We start from the raw sequence: 16,426 nt of genomic DNA, 5'->3' as shown, positions 1-16,426 counted from the left end.
TCAAATTGAGGATCTTATATCACCAATGTTGATGTTTTACATTCGCATGGACAGAAGGAGTTCACATGCCAAAGACATGGTTTATTACCGGCGCTTCCTCGGGACTCGGTCTCGAGATGACGCAACAGCTGCTCACCCAGGGACACAAGGTAGTCGCAACGATCCGCCGCGCGGAGGCGCTGACGCAACTCAAGCAGGCTTTCGGCGAACGCCTCGATGTCGTTCCGCTCGATCTGGTCAAGCAGGAGAGTATAAGCTCGGCCGTCAAGCGCGCATTCGAGCGTCACGACCGCATCGACGTGATCGTCAGCAATGCCGGCTACGGCCTGTTCGGTGCTGCGGAAGAGCTCACGAATGGAGAGATCGACCGGCAAATCGCCACCAACCTTACTGGATCCATCCAACTGATCCGTGCCGCACTGCCCCTTCTTCGAAAGCAAGGCGGGGGACGGATCGTCCAGGTCTCATCCGAAGGAGGGCAGATCGCCTATCCGGGCTTCAGCCTCTATCACGCAACCAAGTGGGGTATCGAAGGCTTCGTCGAGTCCGTCGCACAGGAAGTGGGTCCCTTCGGCATCGACTTCATTATCGCCGAGCCGGGACCGACCGGCACAAATTTCGGAGCCAATCTCGTCCGCGCGAAACCGATGGATGCCTACCATGAAACCCCTGCCGGCGCCGTCCGCCGGGCGATCACTGAGGGCAGCTTCGAGATCAAGGGAGATGCGGCGCGCACCGTAGCCGCAATCATATCAGCCGCCGAGAGCGAAACACCGCCATTGCGGCTGGCACTGGGTAGCACGGCCTATTCCTCTATCTCACAGGCGCTTTCCGCACGCCTCGCTGCCCTTGAGGCGCAGCGGGGAGTGGCGAATTCCGCCGACCGGCAGGATCTGTGAACCGCGCGACAGCGGCCTGGAAACACAGACCTAATGAACAGGAAAGGAAACAACATGTCCATTCGACCAATCATATTGGCTTTCGCCCTTAGCTTTTCATCTTCTGCCTTTGCGCAAACCGCCGCAGAAAACCAGGTAGTGGGCACTTGGCGGATGATTTCGGCGACGATCGATCCCGGCGGCAAAAATATTCCCGCCTATGGAGAAAACCCCGACGGTCTTCTCGTCTTCACCCCCGACATGCATTTCGTTGAAGTCCTTACCGACGCCGACATTCCTCGGTTTGCTTCCAATGCTCGCGGTGAGGGAACGGATGATGAAAATCGTATGGCCATGTCGCGCAGTATCGCATTTTTCGGAACCTACACCGTTGATGAAAAAGGAGAATTTAGCGGCAATATTGTTGAAGGGGCGACTTTTCCGAATTGGATTGGCAGCGTGCGAACACGTGATGATCTCACGCTAGTCGTGACTGGTGACCGCATGATTGAAAAATTCCGCAGGCCGGAAGGCACTGAAATCAGGATCGAATTTCAGCGGGTCAAATGAGGCGCGTAAGGGCGGTCTACTACATAAGGTCTCGACCTCGCCGAGCGTCCGCCCTTCGACCAACGGGCCGGAGGGCAGGGAGTTCGGCACCGGGCAATTGGCGAGCCGTATCGCAGCATCGGGTTATGCGTCATCCGATGTGACAATCGTGGCGATTTCTCATCTTCATACCGATCACATCAACGGGCTCACGGACGGCGATCGTCCAGCGTTCAGCCAGGCACGATATGTCGTTGGCCAAGCGGAATGGGCCTTCTGGAATTCAACCGATTTTACAGGAACGCCGGCCGCCATGCATGCGACGTTTATTCAGAGAAAGGTCCTGCCTCTCAGGGAGAAAATGGCCTTCATCAGCGCCGGTGCATCGATTGCGCCGGGCGTGACAAGCATGGTGGCCGCCGGACACACACCCGGTCACATGGCGTTCCTGTTGGAATCGGCAGGGCGCAGCCTGCTGCTGACCGGCGATACGGCAAACCATTTTGTTGCTTCCCTGCAAAAACCGGATTGGGAAGTTTCTTTCGACATGGACAAAGGCGCCGCTGCCAGCAGTCGCAGAAGGATATTCGGTATGCTGGCTGCCGAGAAAATCCCGTTTATCGGCTATCACATGCCTCATCCGTCGGCTGGCTATGTCGAGACGTTGGATACGGGCTTTCGCTTCGTGCCGGTGAGCCATCAATTCCTGATCTGACGCCGGCCGGGACGGCGTCAGTCCCTGGCCTGCCAATCGTAGCTCCTCATGTAATCAAGAAACGCACGCATGGCGGCGCTCGGGAGGCGGCGGCTCGGGTAGTATAAAAACCAGTGTGGCAAGGTGGGGCTCCAGTCAGAGAGAAGTTCTACCAGCCGGCCGCTTTGGACATATGGTTTGGCGTAGTCATCGAAGACATGAGCAATTCCTCTGCCCGCCAGTGCAGCTTGCAGTTCATTGTGCGCAGAACTGACAGTCAGGCGGCCCGTGGGAGTGACTTCGATATCTTCGCTTCCCTCGGCAAACCGCCAGGTGACGAGGGTGCCACCAGGGAAACGACGTCTTATACAGTCGTGACCAACGAGTTCGTGCGGCGTCTGCGGCGGCCCGCACCTCTTGATATAGTCAGGTGAAGCTACGATTGCATAACGAAGTGCAGGTCCAAGCGGCAGCGCAATCATGTCCTGCGCGAGCTGTTTGCCGAACCTGACGCCGGCATCGAACCCCTGTTCCACGATATCGATGACCGCCGCATCGCTGATGATCTCGATCTTCACCTCGGGATAAGCATCCATAAAGTCGAATACCAGCGGGCAGAGAAAATGATCGACAGCCGGTGCCGGCGCGTTAATCCTGAGAGTTCCGGATGGGCTATCGCGCAATTCGTCTACCTCTGCGATAGCGAGCCTGATGTCGCTCAACGCAGGTGCCAGACGTTCAAGAAGGCGCTGTCCTGCCTCCGTAGGAAACACGCTCCTCGTCGTTCGATTGAGGAGCCGGATGCCGAGGGCCTCCTCCAGGGTGTTCATCGTTTGGCTCAAGGCCGATGAAGAGACCCCTCGCTCGAGTGCTGCTGCACGGAAACCGCCACAGCGCACGATGGCCACGAATACATCGAAGCTGTCCAGACGAATAGGGCCCATTGAGAAGTATCTCTAATCAAGGTGATAAACTTAACGCAGCTTATCAGATCAATCGGCCCATGTCATGGTTAGCCTAGAGCTTAATACCGCGCCGTTTTGCTTACTTAGCCCGGGTACTTCCCGTGCAAGTGGATGAAGCGAAAGAGTGCCCAACGCAGAAGGGAAGACCGATGAATGCCTTCACTCTCAACAGACGTGCAATCATGCTATCGGCCGTCGCAGGCGCATCAAGCATGCTCATTCCAAGTCTGGGTGGCTCTGGCAGCGCCAACGCACAGGCCGCGTCTCCGGTGACCGGCAATGCTGGTCACTACCGTTTCCGCGTCGGCGAAATAAGCGCGACTGTCTTGAGCGACGGCGTGATCGGTGGCCCGCCTCGCGTCTATGCAAGCGACGCACCCGAGGCTGAGCTTCAGGAGGTCCTGCGCGAAGCATTTCTGCCGACCGACCACATGACGCTCAACCTCAACACGCTGCTGATCGAGACCGGCGGCCGGCGGATCCTGATCGAAGCCGGAGCCGGCAAGACCATGGGCCCGAATGGCGGACGCATCTTTGATAATCTCGCGGCGATCGGTCTCGATGCCGCGGACATCGACGCGATCGTCATCTCCCACACCCACCCCGACCATGTCGGCAATCTAAGAACCGCAGACGGCGGCAAGGCCTTTCCCCGCGCCACGGTCTTCGTTCCTAAGGCAGACTGGGATTTCTTCGTCCGCACCGATCCGGATCTTTCCTACATGCCGGTGCCGGAGGAATTCCGTCTGCGCTTCGCGGCGAACATCAAGAACAGCCTCGAGCCGTTCATGAACGATATCGAGCTCTATGAAGCCGGTGCCGAAATCGTGCCTGGCCTGACGACGATCGCCGCCTCCGGGCACACGCCGGGCATGGCGACCTTCCTTGTCCATTCCGAGAACGACCAGTTGCTGCTGACGGCAGACCTTGCCTATCACCCTGTTGTCAACGTCGACAGGCCCTGGCTTCCGGGCCCAGACCGCGACAAGGAGACGGCCCTTTCCTCCCGCCGGCGCATCTTCGATAGGGCGGCTGCCGAGCGCATGCCCGTACTTGGCTTCCACTATCCATTTCCCGGTCTTGGCCGGATGCTGAAGACCGATAGCGGCTACGCCTGGGTTCCCGCCCACTGGCAGTTCTGACGGTCAAGGAAAAAAGGAGAGATCTCATGGACCAGTCAAAAATCAACAGACGCGGTTTCCTCGGCACGATGGGTGCGGCGGCAACAGGGCTGGCACTCGCCACCAACGCTACGGCGCAGACCCCGGGGACGAATGCTGCGTCGCCAGCCACTGGATCAAGCCCGGACGTACTGACCCGCACCTTGCCACGTACCGGCGAAAGGGTTACAGCCCTGGGGCTCGGCACTTTCCTGACGTTCGACCTGAAGCCGGGGGATCGCCGCGACGCTCTGCGCCAGGTCTTCGAACGGTACGTGGCCGCAGGCGGCGGCGTGGTCGATACGTCGCCCCTCTACGGCTCGGCGGAAGTCAGTGTCGGCCAGTTCATGGGAGAGTTTCAAGGATCCGACGAGATGTTCCTCGCCAACAAGGTCTGGTCGACAGGAGAGTATCTCGGAGACGAAAGCCACGCCGTTGAAAGCTTCCGGCAATCGCGCATGCGGACATGGCGTGAAACGATCAATCTCATGCAATGCCACAGCATTACCAACGCGCCTGTCGTCATTCCGTTGATGAAGGCATGGAAGAAGGAAGGCCTCATACGCCATGTCGGCGTGACCCATCACGAGTCGGCGGCGCAGGACCAGCTATTGGCGATCGTCCAACGCGACGATGTCGACTTCATCCAGACGAACTATTCGATCTTCAACCGCGATGCCGAGCGCCGCCTGCTACCTGCCGCTGCCGACAAGGGCGCTGGCGTCCTTATCAATTTGCCGCTTGAAAAGGCACGATTGATGAAGGTGGTCGAGGGGCGGCCGCTCCCCGGCTTCGCGCAGGAGTTCGGGGCCACCAGCTGGGCGCAGTTCTTCCTCAAATGGGTCATGGCGCACCCGGCCGTCACAAGCGTGCTCTGCGGCACTTCTAACCCGGACCACGTGAGTGACAATGTCCAGGCGATGACAGGCCCGCTTCCGGACGAGCGCATGCGTGCCCGCATGGTCGCACATATGGAAACGATTCCCGGCTTCGGCTCCATCGGCACGATGCCCTGGTATCCCGGCAAAGAGAATATGTATTCCGGCCTTATCCGAGAGGCACAGGCGCATGCGGCACAGCGCCTGCGGTAAGGCCCCCTCGACTATCTCGTAGTCACCGTAGAACAAATCACTGGGAGACCGACTTTGCCCTCCACCAGACGGTCGCTTCTTACGGTCTTTCTAACGCTGCCTCTCATCGACGTGGCGAGAATGAAGGCGTTCGCGCAGGCTGCTCCCGACCTGCAGCTGACCCTTGCATGTGACGATGGAAACGAACTGACCCTCGAACGGGAAGCCGGCCCCTTCCTCAGGCTTAACTCCCCGCTCGAACGCGATCTGTATCCTGACGCGCCCGGAGGCGAGCGAATAACGCTCGCCGGTTCCGTGCTCGACAATCGCTGCCGGCCTCTTGGTGGCAGCCTCGTCGAGATTTGGCATGCGGACGAAAACGGCGACTATGACAGCGTGGGTTTCCGCCTGCGGGGCCACCAGTTCACCGACGCCCAAGGGCGCTGGTGGTTCAACACCATCGTGCCCGCGCTTTATCCCGGCCGGACGCGTCATTTCCATTTCAAGGTCCAGCGCCCCGGTGGGCGCGTCCTCACAACCCAACTCTACTTTCCCGGAGAGCCCAGAAATGCTGGAGACAGGCTGTTTCACGAGGCACTCCTCCTGGATATCAAGCAAACCCGTGACGGAAAGTTCGGACGGTTTGATTTCGTAGTCTGACGAAGGATGGCGTCTATAGCGGGAAGGTTCAGTCGCCCTGGCAGTTTCTTATTTTGATTCGACGTGCATTGTGTGCATTTGAAGAACCTGAATGACCGATACAAACTGGTGCGCGCGTCTCCAGGCCTCTATTGGAAATCGCGCTTACGACCGATCGAAGCAATCAACTTTGATTACCACCGTGCGGGCACACCCACGGAAACTTTTGAAACGCGTGCGGCGCGTTCGCTGTCTACAACGGGTCATTGCCGTCCTCGAACAAACGGTCCAAAAGGCCCACCCTTCGGCAGGTGACGTTTGCTCAGGTTAACTATCGAGCGACCATCTGCGGTGCTGCCTTCAGCCGTCGTCGAATCATTCAGGCAACCGCATGGCAAATAATTTCAACTTAACTAGGCTTTACGATCTCGCATCCGAGGGTACGGAATCTTCCTCAGGTGCTGGCGTAACGGCGTCTTCGCCGGACTTCCCGTCTTCATTTTCCAGCCCAAGGCGTTCAAGGATGATCTGGCGGATTTGTTCTTCGATCGCCTCTTTGTCTTGCTGGCTCATTGCAGCCAGCTCTCGGTACTTCAGGAAAAAGTAGCGAATGCGTTCAGCCGGGGTCATATTAGACACCTTCAGAAACTCGTCAGCTGCATCGGGTTTCTCGTCCTTATGGAGCGCGGTGCAATTCGGCTTCTGGTCCAACACAACGCCGTTGCTCTCCATCGACCATAGGGCGTCTGCAAGCTTAGAGCCATGTCGGGAATCTAGAGAGACGGTGGGGACGTTTCTGCTTACCTTTCCTTCCTGTGCTTCCCGGATTGTGTCTTGTCCCGACAAGCGGGAGGTTGACTGCAGAAGCAGGGGGATCCTGGAACTATCTGCTACAAGCTTCATATGATTCCCTTGAGTCATTCTGCGCCTGAACATCGCATTAGCGCCTTGCTCGGAGCTGATCGTTTCGTCGACTGACTTGGCGGCAACGTGCATGAGCATGCCATGGAGGCGGAGCGATCGCTTTGTCGACGGCGGCAATTTTCCGTTCGGCGGTTCACGGTCGATGGTAACCATGCTCTCTTCCCGCTGAGCTCTCTTCAACCGATTGTGCTTATCAGGTGTTAAGCCGAGCATCGACTGGCTGTGAGCCCTTTCCGACAGCAATCAATCCGTGATTCGAGGCTATCGGACGCCGTGAAGTACGACGTCCGAACAAGGCGGAGGATCAAATCAGGCGTTGAAGCCGGCGTCTACATTGAGAACTGCGCCGGTAATCAGACTTGCAGCTGGACCCGCCAGGAACGCGACTGCGCTGGCAACTTCACGAGGCTCGCCAAAACGGCCGAGCGATGTGAGGCTCCGCTGATAATCAGCATTCTCGCCATTGGCGGGGTTCATTTCTGTGTCAGTTGAACCAGGGAGAACAAGATTGACCGTGATGCCTCGAGGCCCGAGTTCGCGCGAAAGGCCCCGCGTGAACGACAGAAGCGCCGACTTCGACATGGCATAGGCCGTCACGCCCGGGAAAGGCACACGCTCCGCCAGAGAGGATCCAATCGAGATAATTCGGCCGCCGGATGAGAGGTGCGGGATCGATGCCTGTGCGAACAGGACAGGGGCCCGAACGTTGATATCCAGCATGGATTGCAGGTCGGCGAGTGCCAGATCCGCGGTCATGCCAGCGGTTCCGATACCCGCGCTGTTCACCAGGATATCCAGGCCTCCAAGTGTGTCGACCGTCTGGCTGACGACGCAACGGATGGCGTCCGGGTCGGCACTGTTGGCCTGAATGGCAAGCCCGCGCCGGCCTTTTTCCTCGATAGTCTGAACCACCGATGCAGCCCTGTCTGCCGAGCGCTGATAGGTGAATGCGACATCGGCACCATTCTCGGCCAGCGCAATGGCGATCGCGGCCCCTATTCCGCGGGAGCCGCCGTTCACCAGGGCGCGTTTTCCAAGCAATTCCATGTTCTTTCCTTTTATGCAGTGATCGATGTATAAATAGGTAGAGCCGTTGCAAACTGCCGTCAACTGATTTATGCAGTGATCGATGAAAAATAGTTTTCCGATGCCCACAGCCAGTTCACCGTCGAGTCGTCCGTCACGCGGTCGGCCGCGGGAATTTGATCGCCAGACTGCGCTTGCCGCCGCGACAAGGCTGTTCTGGATCAGGGGATACGAAGCGACCTCGATCGCCGACCTGACGGACGTAATGGGAATTGGAACCAAGAGCCTTTACGCAGCCTTCAGCTCGAAGGACGCGCTCTATGCGGAAGCGCTCCAATACTACTACACGACCTACGAGGGGTTGGTCTGGGCGCGCTTCAGGGCGGCTTCGACCGCGAGAGAGGCAGCGCTGGCATTTCTTCAGGATTCCGCGATCGCCATGACCGGTGGAGATTGCGATCTGCCGCATGGCTGCATGGCGACGCTCGCCACTGTGGGCGGCGAAGGACACTCCGAACTGGGTGAACTCATGCGAGCGACTCGTGCGGGTGGCTTCGATCTCCTCAAGGCGCGCTTCGACAGAGCGAAGAGCGATGGTGACCTTGAGGCCACGGCAGACACGACCAAACTGGCGAGGTTCGTGCAGACCGTCCAGAGCGGCATGGCGATCCGCGCCCGCGATGGAGCGGATCGCGCCGAACTGCATGCTGTGGCGGAAATTGCGCTTTCCGGCTGGGACAATATCACCGGCAGCATCGATCACAGCATGCAGAGTAAGCCTGACCCTTTGCAGTGAAGGCCAATCAGAACAGTAGCGGGCTTCAAGGCTCCTCCCTTATGGGGAGCGGGACGAGCTTTCTGTGAAGCGGCTCGGTGAGCAGCCGACAGCACGTGTGAAGGCGGTGCTGAACGCGCTCGCCGACTTGTAACCAATCGAAAAGGCGATTTCCTCCATCCTTGCCGTTCCGGACGTGAGCGCCTCCTTGGCAAGCGCCATGCGCCACCGCAACAGGTACGAGATCGGGCCGATCCCGACGACGGCACGAAAGCGTGTGGCGAAGGCGGACCGCGAGACACCGCAAAGCCTCGCCAGAGACTCGACCGTCCATTCTTGCCCGACATTTTCGTGCATGGCCCGAATAGCTTTGGCCGTGACGGGATCACGAAGGCCGGAGAGCAGACCGCGGCTGGCGGGGTCGACACTTTGTTCCGGAAAATCCGACGCCGGCATCCTGAGAATTTCGACCAGTGCCAGTTCGACGAGACGGATGATGATGAACTCGCTGGCCGGTCCAGGATCGCGGCCTTCGGATTCCATCAGCGTGAGCAGGTTGTGAAGGCGGTGGAGTTTGGGTGAACGAGAGGGGATCTGAACGATGGGCGGGAGAAGCCCCGTCAGGAGATTCTCGTTGGCTGTCGAAAACAGAAATTTGCCCATGTGGAGCGAAATCGGTCTTTCCTGGCCGGAGCCCAGCTTCAACCGTCCCTCCTGTTTGGCGGCCACCGCCGCGACGCTGTCCAATGGCTCTACTTCCCTATTTGAGGTCAGCGTAAAGGAAAGCGTTGTCCGCAGCAGCACGAAGTCGCCCTTTTCCAGCGACAGCAGATCGCAACCAGGTCGTATCAACTGGCAAGTGCCGTCTTCTATCCAGCAAAACAACAGGTCTCCCAGCGCTGGAAAGCTCAGGCCCCAGTCACCGGCGGCGTCCATGCCGCGACCCAGAAGGGCGGCGCGCGGCCGCAGCAGTCGGATAATATCAAGGAAGGGATCCATTCTTGGGCTTTAGATAAAGTATCCTGGGGTTTGCGTTATGGAACGTGCAGACGCGATAGCATAATTTGCCGGAAGACTGAACGAGGCTGTGGCCCCATTACTGGAGAATTATGATGATTAAAGTCACCGCCGCTGATGTTGACCGCTTTCTCGCCGAAGACGATGACCAGCCCATCGTCATGCTCAATCTGCTTCGGTTCAAGGCAGATGGGGGACGCCAGCGCTATCTCGACTACCTCGCCATGGCGGCACCGATCGTCGCCCGATATGGCGCTGATATCCTTTTCGCCGGCGACGGCGCGCCAGCGCTGTGCGCCGAACCCGGTCAATCCTGGGACGCGGTGGCGCTGGTGCGCTACCCGAAGCGGACAGCTTTCGTCGATATGATTGCCGACCCTGCCTACGCCGTTGCCGATCCGATCCGGATGTCGGCCCTGGAAGAGGCAGTGCTGCAGCCAATCAACATCATGAGGCTCTGAGGGCGGAGGCACTTCGGCATTTGAACCGAAAGGCTTTCGGGCTTTGTTTGCCCTCTAGATCCCGCATGCCTTGCCGTTTGGGAATGGCTGCTACAGCAGATCTTCAATGCGAATTGGCAGATGCCGGATCCGTCTGCCGGTCGCATTGTAGACGGCATTGACTACGGCTGCGGTCGCTCCGACCATAGCGACTTCTCCCAGACCCTTGACGCCCGATGGGTTGAGCTTGAAGTCCGGTTGGTCGATGAAATCGACATCGATGGCGCCTATGTCGGCGTTGACCGGTACGACATATTCGGCAAGATCGTTGTGGGCGCCGATGGCGCTCGTCGAGAGTCGCGATGACGGATCGTACAGACCGGGCAACGCTTCGTTCCATCGATAGGCGTCGCCGCCAACGATGGTTCCGCCGAAAAAGGCAATGATGTACGCGGCGAATATAACGCCGCTCAGCCAACTCACCGCCACAAGCAATCCTGCACTCCAGCTCGCGGCCAGACTGTGAAAACTGCGACTGTTCCTAGGGATGGCCGTCATTGTACGCGATACAAAACCATAGTCCGTCCGAGGAGTGGCGTCCCCGCATATCCTCGCAGTTCGAGCGCACCATCTCGCATCGATGCCCGCCCTGAATAAGTGCGCCCCGACGATCCATCGTAGAAGTTGCCGTCTTCCCAACGGCGATCTTGTGGATCCCATTTCAGATCGGTGAGGAAGGTGATGCCCTCGAGCGACCGGCTCCTAAGCTTGGGGTCAGGATTGTGGGTGTCTTTCTTGAAAGTCTTGCCGTCCGTTTCCATCAGCCGATCGCCATAAATGACCCGCGCCGCAAAGCTCCCGCCAGCGTCAAACACTTCGAACTTGAAGTTGCCTTCCTCTGTTTCCCAAACGCCCTCGATTTCGCTTGGCGACGAAGCTTGAGCGAGAGCCGCGGTGATTTGTAATCCGGTCAATCCAGCCGTAACCATGACTGCCAGTGAGAACTTCCTGATTTTCGATTTCAGCACATCGACCTCCTTTTTCGCTTACGGAGAAAAACTAAGGCCGGGGCGTCCGCTGTAGAATGTCGAAAACCTCAAATTATGTGCCTGATCCTCCACGGCTGATACTTTTGGGGCTTCGGTGCCTTGCCAGGCACCGTGGGATTCGTGTCCGTATCAAGGGCTGCGCTGCCCAGTCGTTGCGAATCCAAAGTGGGGAAAATTACCCGGTGTGGTCTGGAGCAGATATCGCTGGCCAGACATACAAGGCAACAGCACCGCGCAAACCAGGACCGTCTTTATCGTCTCAGGCCACCTTCCCCGAAACCAGAATGTGACTGTGATGACGGCGGTGCCCGGGCGCACGCTCTCGTCCAGGAACTTCGATAACCGCGGCATTGCGCTGGGCATGAGATAACACGATACCGCGTCGGCATCCGCCAGATCGCATTTATAAAAGTTCTTTCTCACGACCGAGACGTTAGGGAGGCGCCTGGGTCCGCATCTTGGCGACGAAGCACGGGAAAGGCGAGATCTCCACGCCTTTCACGTGCATGTCGGGAAAAGCTTTAGCGAGTGCGATCAGGAGCGAGCCCCATCCACACCCCAGATCGTAAATCATAGCCGAGCGACGAAGGGTCGCGTCGCGCAAGAGAGCAACGACATCGGCTGCTTCCGATTCTGCCAGCGGCCAAGACGGTACCCTCGTCAATGCGTGGAAAAATAGCAGCGAAAGGCACACCGACGAAACAGCGGCAAGCAAAACGTAGGAAAATGCTTGATGCATGTTCGATCTCTCAGATTAGCTTGGCCGGGTGCTGAAGGACCGCGTCGGGCTGTGATGGCATGTCCCGGGACGAACGGCCTCACCCGGAACAAAGGAGCCATGCGGGTCGGGCTGATGCTGACTAAAACGACAGATCCTGATGCGTCCGATCGGAAACCCTGCGCGGTCGTCGTCGGCTGATGCGATAGACGGCCGCGGGTGGAATATTGGCGAGGGTGTAGCCGATATATTTCGCCTTCAGGCCGAGGCGGTCGAGCAAGGGTCTGGCGATCGGGCAACGTGGACCGTAAGTGAATTGGTAAAATGCTCCATTATGGCGAAGATGCGAGAATGCGCCCTCCAGAATGGCATGCACCTTACGGATCGGCATCGACAGTAGAGGAAGGCCACTGACGACGGCGCCGACGGGAGCAGATGGTTGAAGCGGCAACTTGCGCAATTTGGCAGCATCCATCTGGATGGTTCTTGCGGTTGGAAAACGGAGGCTGAGCTCGGCCGCGAAATCCTCGCCATATTCGATCAGCACAAGGTTTTCTTCAGCGACACCTTGCTGCAGCAATGCCTCTGTAAAAACGCCCGTCCCCGGACCTAATTCGATGACCGTGCCCGTCTTGGCGGAAATCTCGGCTGTCATAAGAGAAGACAACGCGCGCCCAGACGGGGTAACGGAGGCGACCCGGAGCGGAGCGGAAAGCCACGCCCGAAAAAACAAAAGCGCATCAGCAGTTTTATTTGTCATCATTTGCTTGCTCCGGCATTCACGCGCATCGAATATCGTCGCTGAAGCCGCCACACGAAGGCTGTGAGTAGTTCCGCGACAACAAGCAGGACCAGTATTTTCAGCGCGAGCGCGGACGAATTGATGCCAGGAATGGCCAGCACGGCCAGGTAACCTGCGGCGATGAACAGGCCGTTCCACAGAACGATGCCGACCGTTATGCCGGATACGAACCGCAGCGTATTCGTACCTAAAAGCCCGGCCGCTACGGGCGAAATCAACCGCACGGTGGGAATGAGTTGCGACAGGATCGTAAGCGCTCGTTCCCGATCCCGCAGGGAGGACAATGTCCAGTCGATACGTGGCTGCGATAGACCCACCCATCCGCCGATCGAGTAGAGAAACGTTGCGGACCGCTTTTTCCCGACTGCACGTACAAGAAGGTAGAGACCGAGGGCGCCCATAAAACTACCGACCGTCGTCGCGATGACAGCGGTGTGGAGGGCCCAGACGTCGTCCTCGGCCGCAATGCCTATGGCAACGAGGACCCCATAGGAGGGCAGGGCAGGCAAAAAGCGTTCCGCCAGCCCGATCGCAAACAAGCCGAATATGCCGTAGACCGCAATCCAGTCGACAAGGTTTCCGAGCGGATCCATAATCTCACCCCTCCCGTCGGATAGTTGTCGGATTCAGACCAGTAAGTTCAGACGGGGAAACCTGCGCATTGAACGAAATCCCCGTCAGTGCTTCAGAAGTCTCCCACAGCCTGTGGGCCACATGCTTCTCCATAGCCTGTCGCGGGATCTGCGCTTCGGTCGGGTGTCCCCGGGTCTCGCCAAGTCTATCGGGGCCATAATAGGCGCCGCCTCGGGCGCTTGGAGATGTAGCCGCGAACAATGTCGGCAGCGCGCCCTGCGCCACAGGCTGGAACAGAAACCACGTGAACGACCTGAGAAGGCCCTGAACGCTGCTGCGACCTGGACCGTTGTGAAGCAGATCCGTGCGCGATATCCCGGGATGCGCCGCGATACTGGTGACACCCCATCCTGCTTCCTCACTTCGCCGCTGCAGTTCGAAAGCAAACATCAGACACGCCAGCTTGGACTGACTGTAGACAGGCATCGGCTTATAGCCGCGCTCCGCTTGCAGGTCATTGAAGTTAATGGCGACGTTTGCGCTTCGAACAGCAATGCTGGAAAGCGTGACGACGCGTGAGGCTCGTGCCCGCATGAGCAGCGGCAGGAGATGGCCCGTCAGGGCAAAGTGGCCGAGATAGTTGGTGCCGAACTGCAGTTCGAAACCGTCTTTGGTCGTCTCGCGCGTTGGTGGCGTCATGACGCCGGCGTTGTTGATGAGCACGTCGATATGGTCGCGTGTCTCTTTTAGTCGTTTTGCAAGCGCCTCGATCGAGGTGAGGCTTGCGAGGTCGACGACCTCCAGAGTGACCGATGCCTGCGGCGCTTTTTCCTTGATGCGCCGGACAGCGTCAGCACCCTTTATCGGGTTGCGCCCTGCGATGATTACGTCGCCACCGGCTTGGGCCAGCGCAAGTCCATCTTCGAAGCCGAGGCCACCGGTTCCGGTGATCAGGATCGTTCGGCCCTTTTGAGACGGCATATCATCGAGTGTCCACGATTTCGGCATCGTCAGTCCTTTCTGTTTCTGTTGGGGCGAAATTGTCCGCCGAAGACGCATTGTTCCGGGGGACGTCTTCGGCGGACGGAAGGTCGCCATGGGGTGAGGCGACCTTTTCGCGGATCCGCAACGGGGCGGTTCCGGATCCGAGCCTGTTCGATTGCGTTGATCGGCTTGCCGAGGGGCGGCCTAGGCGCGACCTCGCGCGTTCGCTGCATCCACGCCGGATATTCGGGAGCGATCCTGCTGACGGCTTCCAATTCGGCGACCTCATCCGCACTGAGCGTGACCTCTGACGCCCCGGCGCTGTCGTCGAGCTGCGCGACCGTCTTCGCACCGACGATGACGCTTGTGACGTGCGCCTGATGCAGCAGCCACGCCAGCGCAATCCTCGCAACGCTGACACCAATGCGTTCCATCACATCGATCACGTCGTAAGCTCGATCCAAAGCGACCGGCGGAAAATCAAAAATGGTCCGGCGGCTGCCTTCCTCGCCCTGCTTGTCGCGGCCGAACTTGCCGCTAAGCAGCCCGCCGGCAAGCGGGCTCCAAACCAGAAGACCGAGTATTTCGGCCTTGATGAGCGGAACGATCTCCCGCTCGATATCGCGACCTGCGAGCGTGTAGTAGTTTTGCGAGGTGGCGATCTTTGCGATCTGAAGGCGTTCGCTGTGGCCCAGCGCCCTCGCCATTTGCCAGGCCGACCAGTACGACACGCCGACATAACGAACCAGACCCTGCTGGACCAGGGCGTCCAATGCGGCAAGGCTTTCCTCGATCGGCGTTACGTTGTCGACGTTATGGAGCTGGTACAGATCGATGTGATCGATCTGCAGTCGCTTCAGACTGGCCTTGACGCTATCGAAGATGTGGCCGCGGGAATTGCCGGCGTCGTTCGGGCCCTGGCCCATCGGGCCGAGGACCTTGGTTGCGATGACGACGTCCTCCCGCCGGACACCAAGGGTCTTAAGTGACTGGCCGACCATCTCTTCCGATGTGCCACTCGAATAGATGTCGGCGGTGTCGATGAAGTTGATCCCGTGCTCGAGTACGCGGGCGATCAGAGCCTGAGCGCCGTCCTGTTGAGCGTTGCCCATATTGGCCCAGACCCCTTTGCCCCCAAATGTCATCGTGCCGAGGCAGAGCTCAGAGACAAAGAGGCCCGTGTTTCCCAGTGTGTTGTATTTCATGACAAGGGTGTCCTATAAGGGTCCGGTTGTGAACCTGCTGCGGCGCATGTACGCCGCGGCGAGTATTCATCAGGCGATACCGCCATTCGCGAAGACGTTTTGACCATCGATCCACGCCCCGTCCTGTGAGCAGAGAAGGCCTATGACATTGGCGATATCTTCTGGTTGGCCCAGCCGACGAAGCGGGGTCGCTTCCGGTATGCCGCGAAGCGCGTCTTCCCCATGCTGGCGCAAGAGTTGGGTATCGACGGCCCCCGGCGATATCGCATTGACCGAAATGTTGCGACCGCCCAACTCCTTGGCAAGAACGCTCGAGTAGATCTCCTGCGCCGCCTTGGTTGCGGCGTAGGCTGCCGTGCCGGGAGGGCTCATTTTGATAATACTTGAACTTAGGCTGATGATCCGGCCACCATCGCGAACGCGTTTTGACGCCTCGCGCAGCACATTAAAGCTCCCTTTGACGTTGGTGGCCATCATCCGGTCAAAGGCCTCGTCGGTCATCTGACTGAAGGGACCGACGTTCATGATGCCGGCATTATTGACGACAATGTCGGCGCCGCCGAAGGCTTCGTCGTTGGCGTCGAAAAGAGCTTTGACCGCCGCCGGATCCGCCACATCTGCCCGGCGAGCGATGGCACGGCCGCCGGCGGCCTCGATATCGCGAACAACCTGTTCGGCCAATCCGCGATTGGTAAGGTAGTTCACGGTCACGGCGAAACCGTCCCGCGCCAGACGCCGGGCGGTGGCCGCGCCAATGCCGCGGGAAGACCCAGTGACGACCGCGCCGCGTTTGTCACCCGGTTGAGCGACAACGCCAGTATCGGACGACTGGGCCGATGCAATGCCGCTCATGGCAATAGCGGATGGCACGGCCGCCGCGAGGGCGAGGAACGTGCGTCGGGAATTGTCTGTGTTTGACATTGGAAGTCTCCTAAGAAGTTTCGAATGTTTCAGCCTG

At 58.8% G+C, this 16,426-nt stretch carries 20 protein-coding genes and 1 pseudogene; 8 read left to right on the top strand and 13 right to left on the bottom strand.

The features are described 5' to 3' along the window. Positions 1 to 65 precede the first annotated feature (65 nt). Genes FHS21_RS23345 through FHS21_RS23335 form a run of 3 tightly spaced genes read left to right on the top strand, consistent with a single transcriptional unit; the run spans position 66 to position 2,142 of the window. Positions 66 to 899 (top strand): SDR family oxidoreductase, encoded by an 834-nt coding sequence (locus FHS21_RS23345; protein WP_183664226.1) that lies wholly within the window; start codon positions 66 to 68, stop codon positions 897 to 899. A 54-nt stretch (positions 900 to 953) separates the two neighbouring features. Further along, the gene (locus FHS21_RS23340) at positions 954 to 1,448 is read left to right on the top strand and encodes a lipocalin-like domain-containing protein (RefSeq protein ID WP_183664224.1); all 495 of its coding nucleotides are present in this window, start codon (positions 954 to 956) and stop codon (positions 1,446 to 1,448) included. Beyond that, positions 1,387 to 2,142 (top strand): MBL fold metallo-hydrolase, encoded by a 756-nt coding sequence (locus FHS21_RS23335; RefSeq protein ID WP_183664222.1) that lies wholly within the window; start codon positions 1,387 to 1,389, stop codon positions 2,140 to 2,142. Before FHS21_RS23340 ends, FHS21_RS23335 begins: the two co-directional genes overlap by 62 nt. Before the next feature lie 17 nt (positions 2,143 to 2,159). Here FHS21_RS23335 and FHS21_RS23330 read toward each other — a convergent pair whose 3' ends face one another. Then, positions 2,160 to 3,065, bottom strand: coding sequence for a LysR family transcriptional regulator (locus FHS21_RS23330; protein ID WP_183664220.1), 906 nt, complete (start codon positions 3,063 to 3,065; stop codon positions 2,160 to 2,162). Positions 3,066 to 3,235: 170 nt separating this feature from the next. Here FHS21_RS23330 and FHS21_RS23325 point away from each other — a divergent pair, with 170 nt between their 5' ends. The 3 genes from FHS21_RS23325 to FHS21_RS23315 are packed head-to-tail and all read left to right on the top strand — an operon-like array spanning position 3,236 to position 5,976. Next, positions 3,236 to 4,228, top strand: a complete 993-nt coding sequence (locus FHS21_RS23325; protein ID WP_183664218.1) for an MBL fold metallo-hydrolase — start codon at positions 3,236 to 3,238, stop codon at positions 4,226 to 4,228. Positions 4,229 to 4,254: 26 nt separating this feature from the next. Further along, complete coding sequence (locus FHS21_RS23320) at positions 4,255 to 5,337, top strand: aldo/keto reductase (protein WP_183664216.1); 1,083 nt, start codon at positions 4,255 to 4,257, stop codon at positions 5,335 to 5,337. A gap of 54 nt (positions 5,338 to 5,391) precedes the next feature. Then, positions 5,392 to 5,976 carry a dioxygenase family protein gene (locus tag FHS21_RS23315; RefSeq protein ID WP_183664214.1) on the top strand — a complete coding sequence of 195 codons (585 nt, stop codon included), beginning with the start codon at positions 5,392 to 5,394 and terminating at the stop codon, positions 5,974 to 5,976. Between the two features lie 399 nt (positions 5,977 to 6,375). Here FHS21_RS23315 and FHS21_RS23310 read toward each other — a convergent pair whose 3' ends face one another. Together FHS21_RS23310 and FHS21_RS23305 are read right to left on the bottom strand one after the other, a co-directional pair. After that, positions 6,376 to 7,032: a hypothetical protein gene (locus tag FHS21_RS23310; RefSeq protein ID WP_183664212.1), complete on the bottom strand. Its 657-nt coding sequence runs from the start codon at positions 7,030 to 7,032 to the stop codon at positions 6,376 to 6,378. 156 nt (positions 7,033 to 7,188) lie between these two features. Continuing rightward, positions 7,189 to 7,926 (bottom strand): SDR family NAD(P)-dependent oxidoreductase, encoded by a 738-nt coding sequence (locus FHS21_RS23305; protein WP_183664210.1) that lies wholly within the window; start codon positions 7,924 to 7,926, stop codon positions 7,189 to 7,191. A gap of 82 nt (positions 7,927 to 8,008) precedes the next feature. On the opposite strand from FHS21_RS23305, the gene FHS21_RS23300 reads away from it, so the two are divergent. After that, positions 8,009 to 8,701 carry a TetR/AcrR family transcriptional regulator gene (locus FHS21_RS23300; RefSeq protein ID WP_246411159.1) on the top strand — a complete coding sequence of 231 codons (693 nt, stop codon included), beginning with the start codon at positions 8,009 to 8,011 and terminating at the stop codon, positions 8,699 to 8,701. Between the two features lie 39 nt (positions 8,702 to 8,740). Here FHS21_RS23300 and FHS21_RS23295 read toward each other — a convergent pair whose 3' ends face one another. Next, positions 8,741 to 9,679 carry an AraC family transcriptional regulator gene (locus FHS21_RS23295; RefSeq protein WP_183664208.1) on the bottom strand — a complete coding sequence of 313 codons (939 nt, stop codon included), beginning with the start codon at positions 9,677 to 9,679 and terminating at the stop codon, positions 8,741 to 8,743. A gap of 110 nt (positions 9,680 to 9,789) precedes the next feature. Here FHS21_RS23295 and FHS21_RS23290 point away from each other — a divergent pair, with 110 nt between their 5' ends. Next, on the top strand, positions 9,790 to 10,158 hold the full coding sequence (locus FHS21_RS23290) for a DUF1330 domain-containing protein (RefSeq protein ID WP_312879917.1): 369 nt from the start codon (positions 9,790 to 9,792) through the stop codon (positions 10,156 to 10,158). Between the two features lie 90 nt (positions 10,159 to 10,248). Here FHS21_RS23290 and FHS21_RS23285 read toward each other — a convergent pair whose 3' ends face one another. From FHS21_RS23285 to FHS21_RS23250, 9 genes and pseudogenes are all read right to left on the bottom strand, one after another. After that, positions 10,249 to 10,620, bottom strand: coding sequence for a xanthine dehydrogenase family protein molybdopterin-binding subunit (locus FHS21_RS23285; protein WP_210283601.1), 372 nt, complete (start codon positions 10,618 to 10,620; stop codon positions 10,249 to 10,251). A gap of 71 nt (positions 10,621 to 10,691) precedes the next feature. Next, positions 10,692 to 11,165 (bottom strand): DUF2147 domain-containing protein, encoded by a 474-nt coding sequence (locus tag FHS21_RS23280; RefSeq protein ID WP_312879916.1) that lies wholly within the window; start codon positions 11,163 to 11,165, stop codon positions 10,692 to 10,694. A 150-nt stretch (positions 11,166 to 11,315) separates the two neighbouring features. Next, a pseudogene (locus tag FHS21_RS31835) lies at positions 11,316 to 11,618 on the bottom strand (hypothetical protein); the annotation flags it as partial. 1 nt (position 11,619) lies between these two features. Then, on the bottom strand, positions 11,620 to 11,925 hold the full coding sequence (locus FHS21_RS23275) for an SAM-dependent methyltransferase (protein ID WP_183664207.1): 306 nt from the start codon (positions 11,923 to 11,925) through the stop codon (positions 11,620 to 11,622). Positions 11,926 to 12,046: 121 nt separating this feature from the next. Continuing rightward, positions 12,047 to 12,664 (bottom strand): class I SAM-dependent methyltransferase, encoded by a 618-nt coding sequence (locus tag FHS21_RS23270; protein WP_183664281.1) that lies wholly within the window; start codon positions 12,662 to 12,664, stop codon positions 12,047 to 12,049. Then, on the bottom strand, positions 12,664 to 13,299 hold the full coding sequence (locus FHS21_RS23265; protein WP_183664205.1) for a DedA family protein: 636 nt from the start codon (positions 13,297 to 13,299) through the stop codon (positions 12,664 to 12,666). Before FHS21_RS23265 ends, FHS21_RS23270 begins: the two co-directional genes overlap by 1 nt. A gap of 4 nt (positions 13,300 to 13,303) precedes the next feature. Further along, on the bottom strand, positions 13,304 to 14,287 hold the full coding sequence (locus tag FHS21_RS23260) for an SDR family oxidoreductase (RefSeq protein ID WP_183664203.1): 984 nt from the start codon (positions 14,285 to 14,287) through the stop codon (positions 13,304 to 13,306). Positions 14,288 to 14,289: 2 nt separating this feature from the next. Next, a complete protein-coding gene (locus tag FHS21_RS23255; RefSeq protein WP_183664201.1) occupies positions 14,290 to 15,468 on the bottom strand; it encodes an aldo/keto reductase in 1,179 nt (392 codons plus the stop codon). Positions 15,469 to 15,537: 69 nt separating this feature from the next. Further along, complete coding sequence (locus tag FHS21_RS23250) at positions 15,538 to 16,389, bottom strand: SDR family oxidoreductase (RefSeq protein ID WP_183664199.1); 852 nt, start codon at positions 16,387 to 16,389, stop codon at positions 15,538 to 15,540. Positions 16,390 to 16,426 lie beyond the last annotated feature (37 nt).

Origin of the sequence: Phyllobacterium trifolii, assembly GCF_014192095.1 — a bacterium.
Lineage (GTDB): Bacteria > Pseudomonadota > Alphaproteobacteria > Rhizobiales > Rhizobiaceae > Phyllobacterium > Phyllobacterium trifolii.
This window is presented reverse-complemented; position numbering and strand designations above follow the sequence as displayed.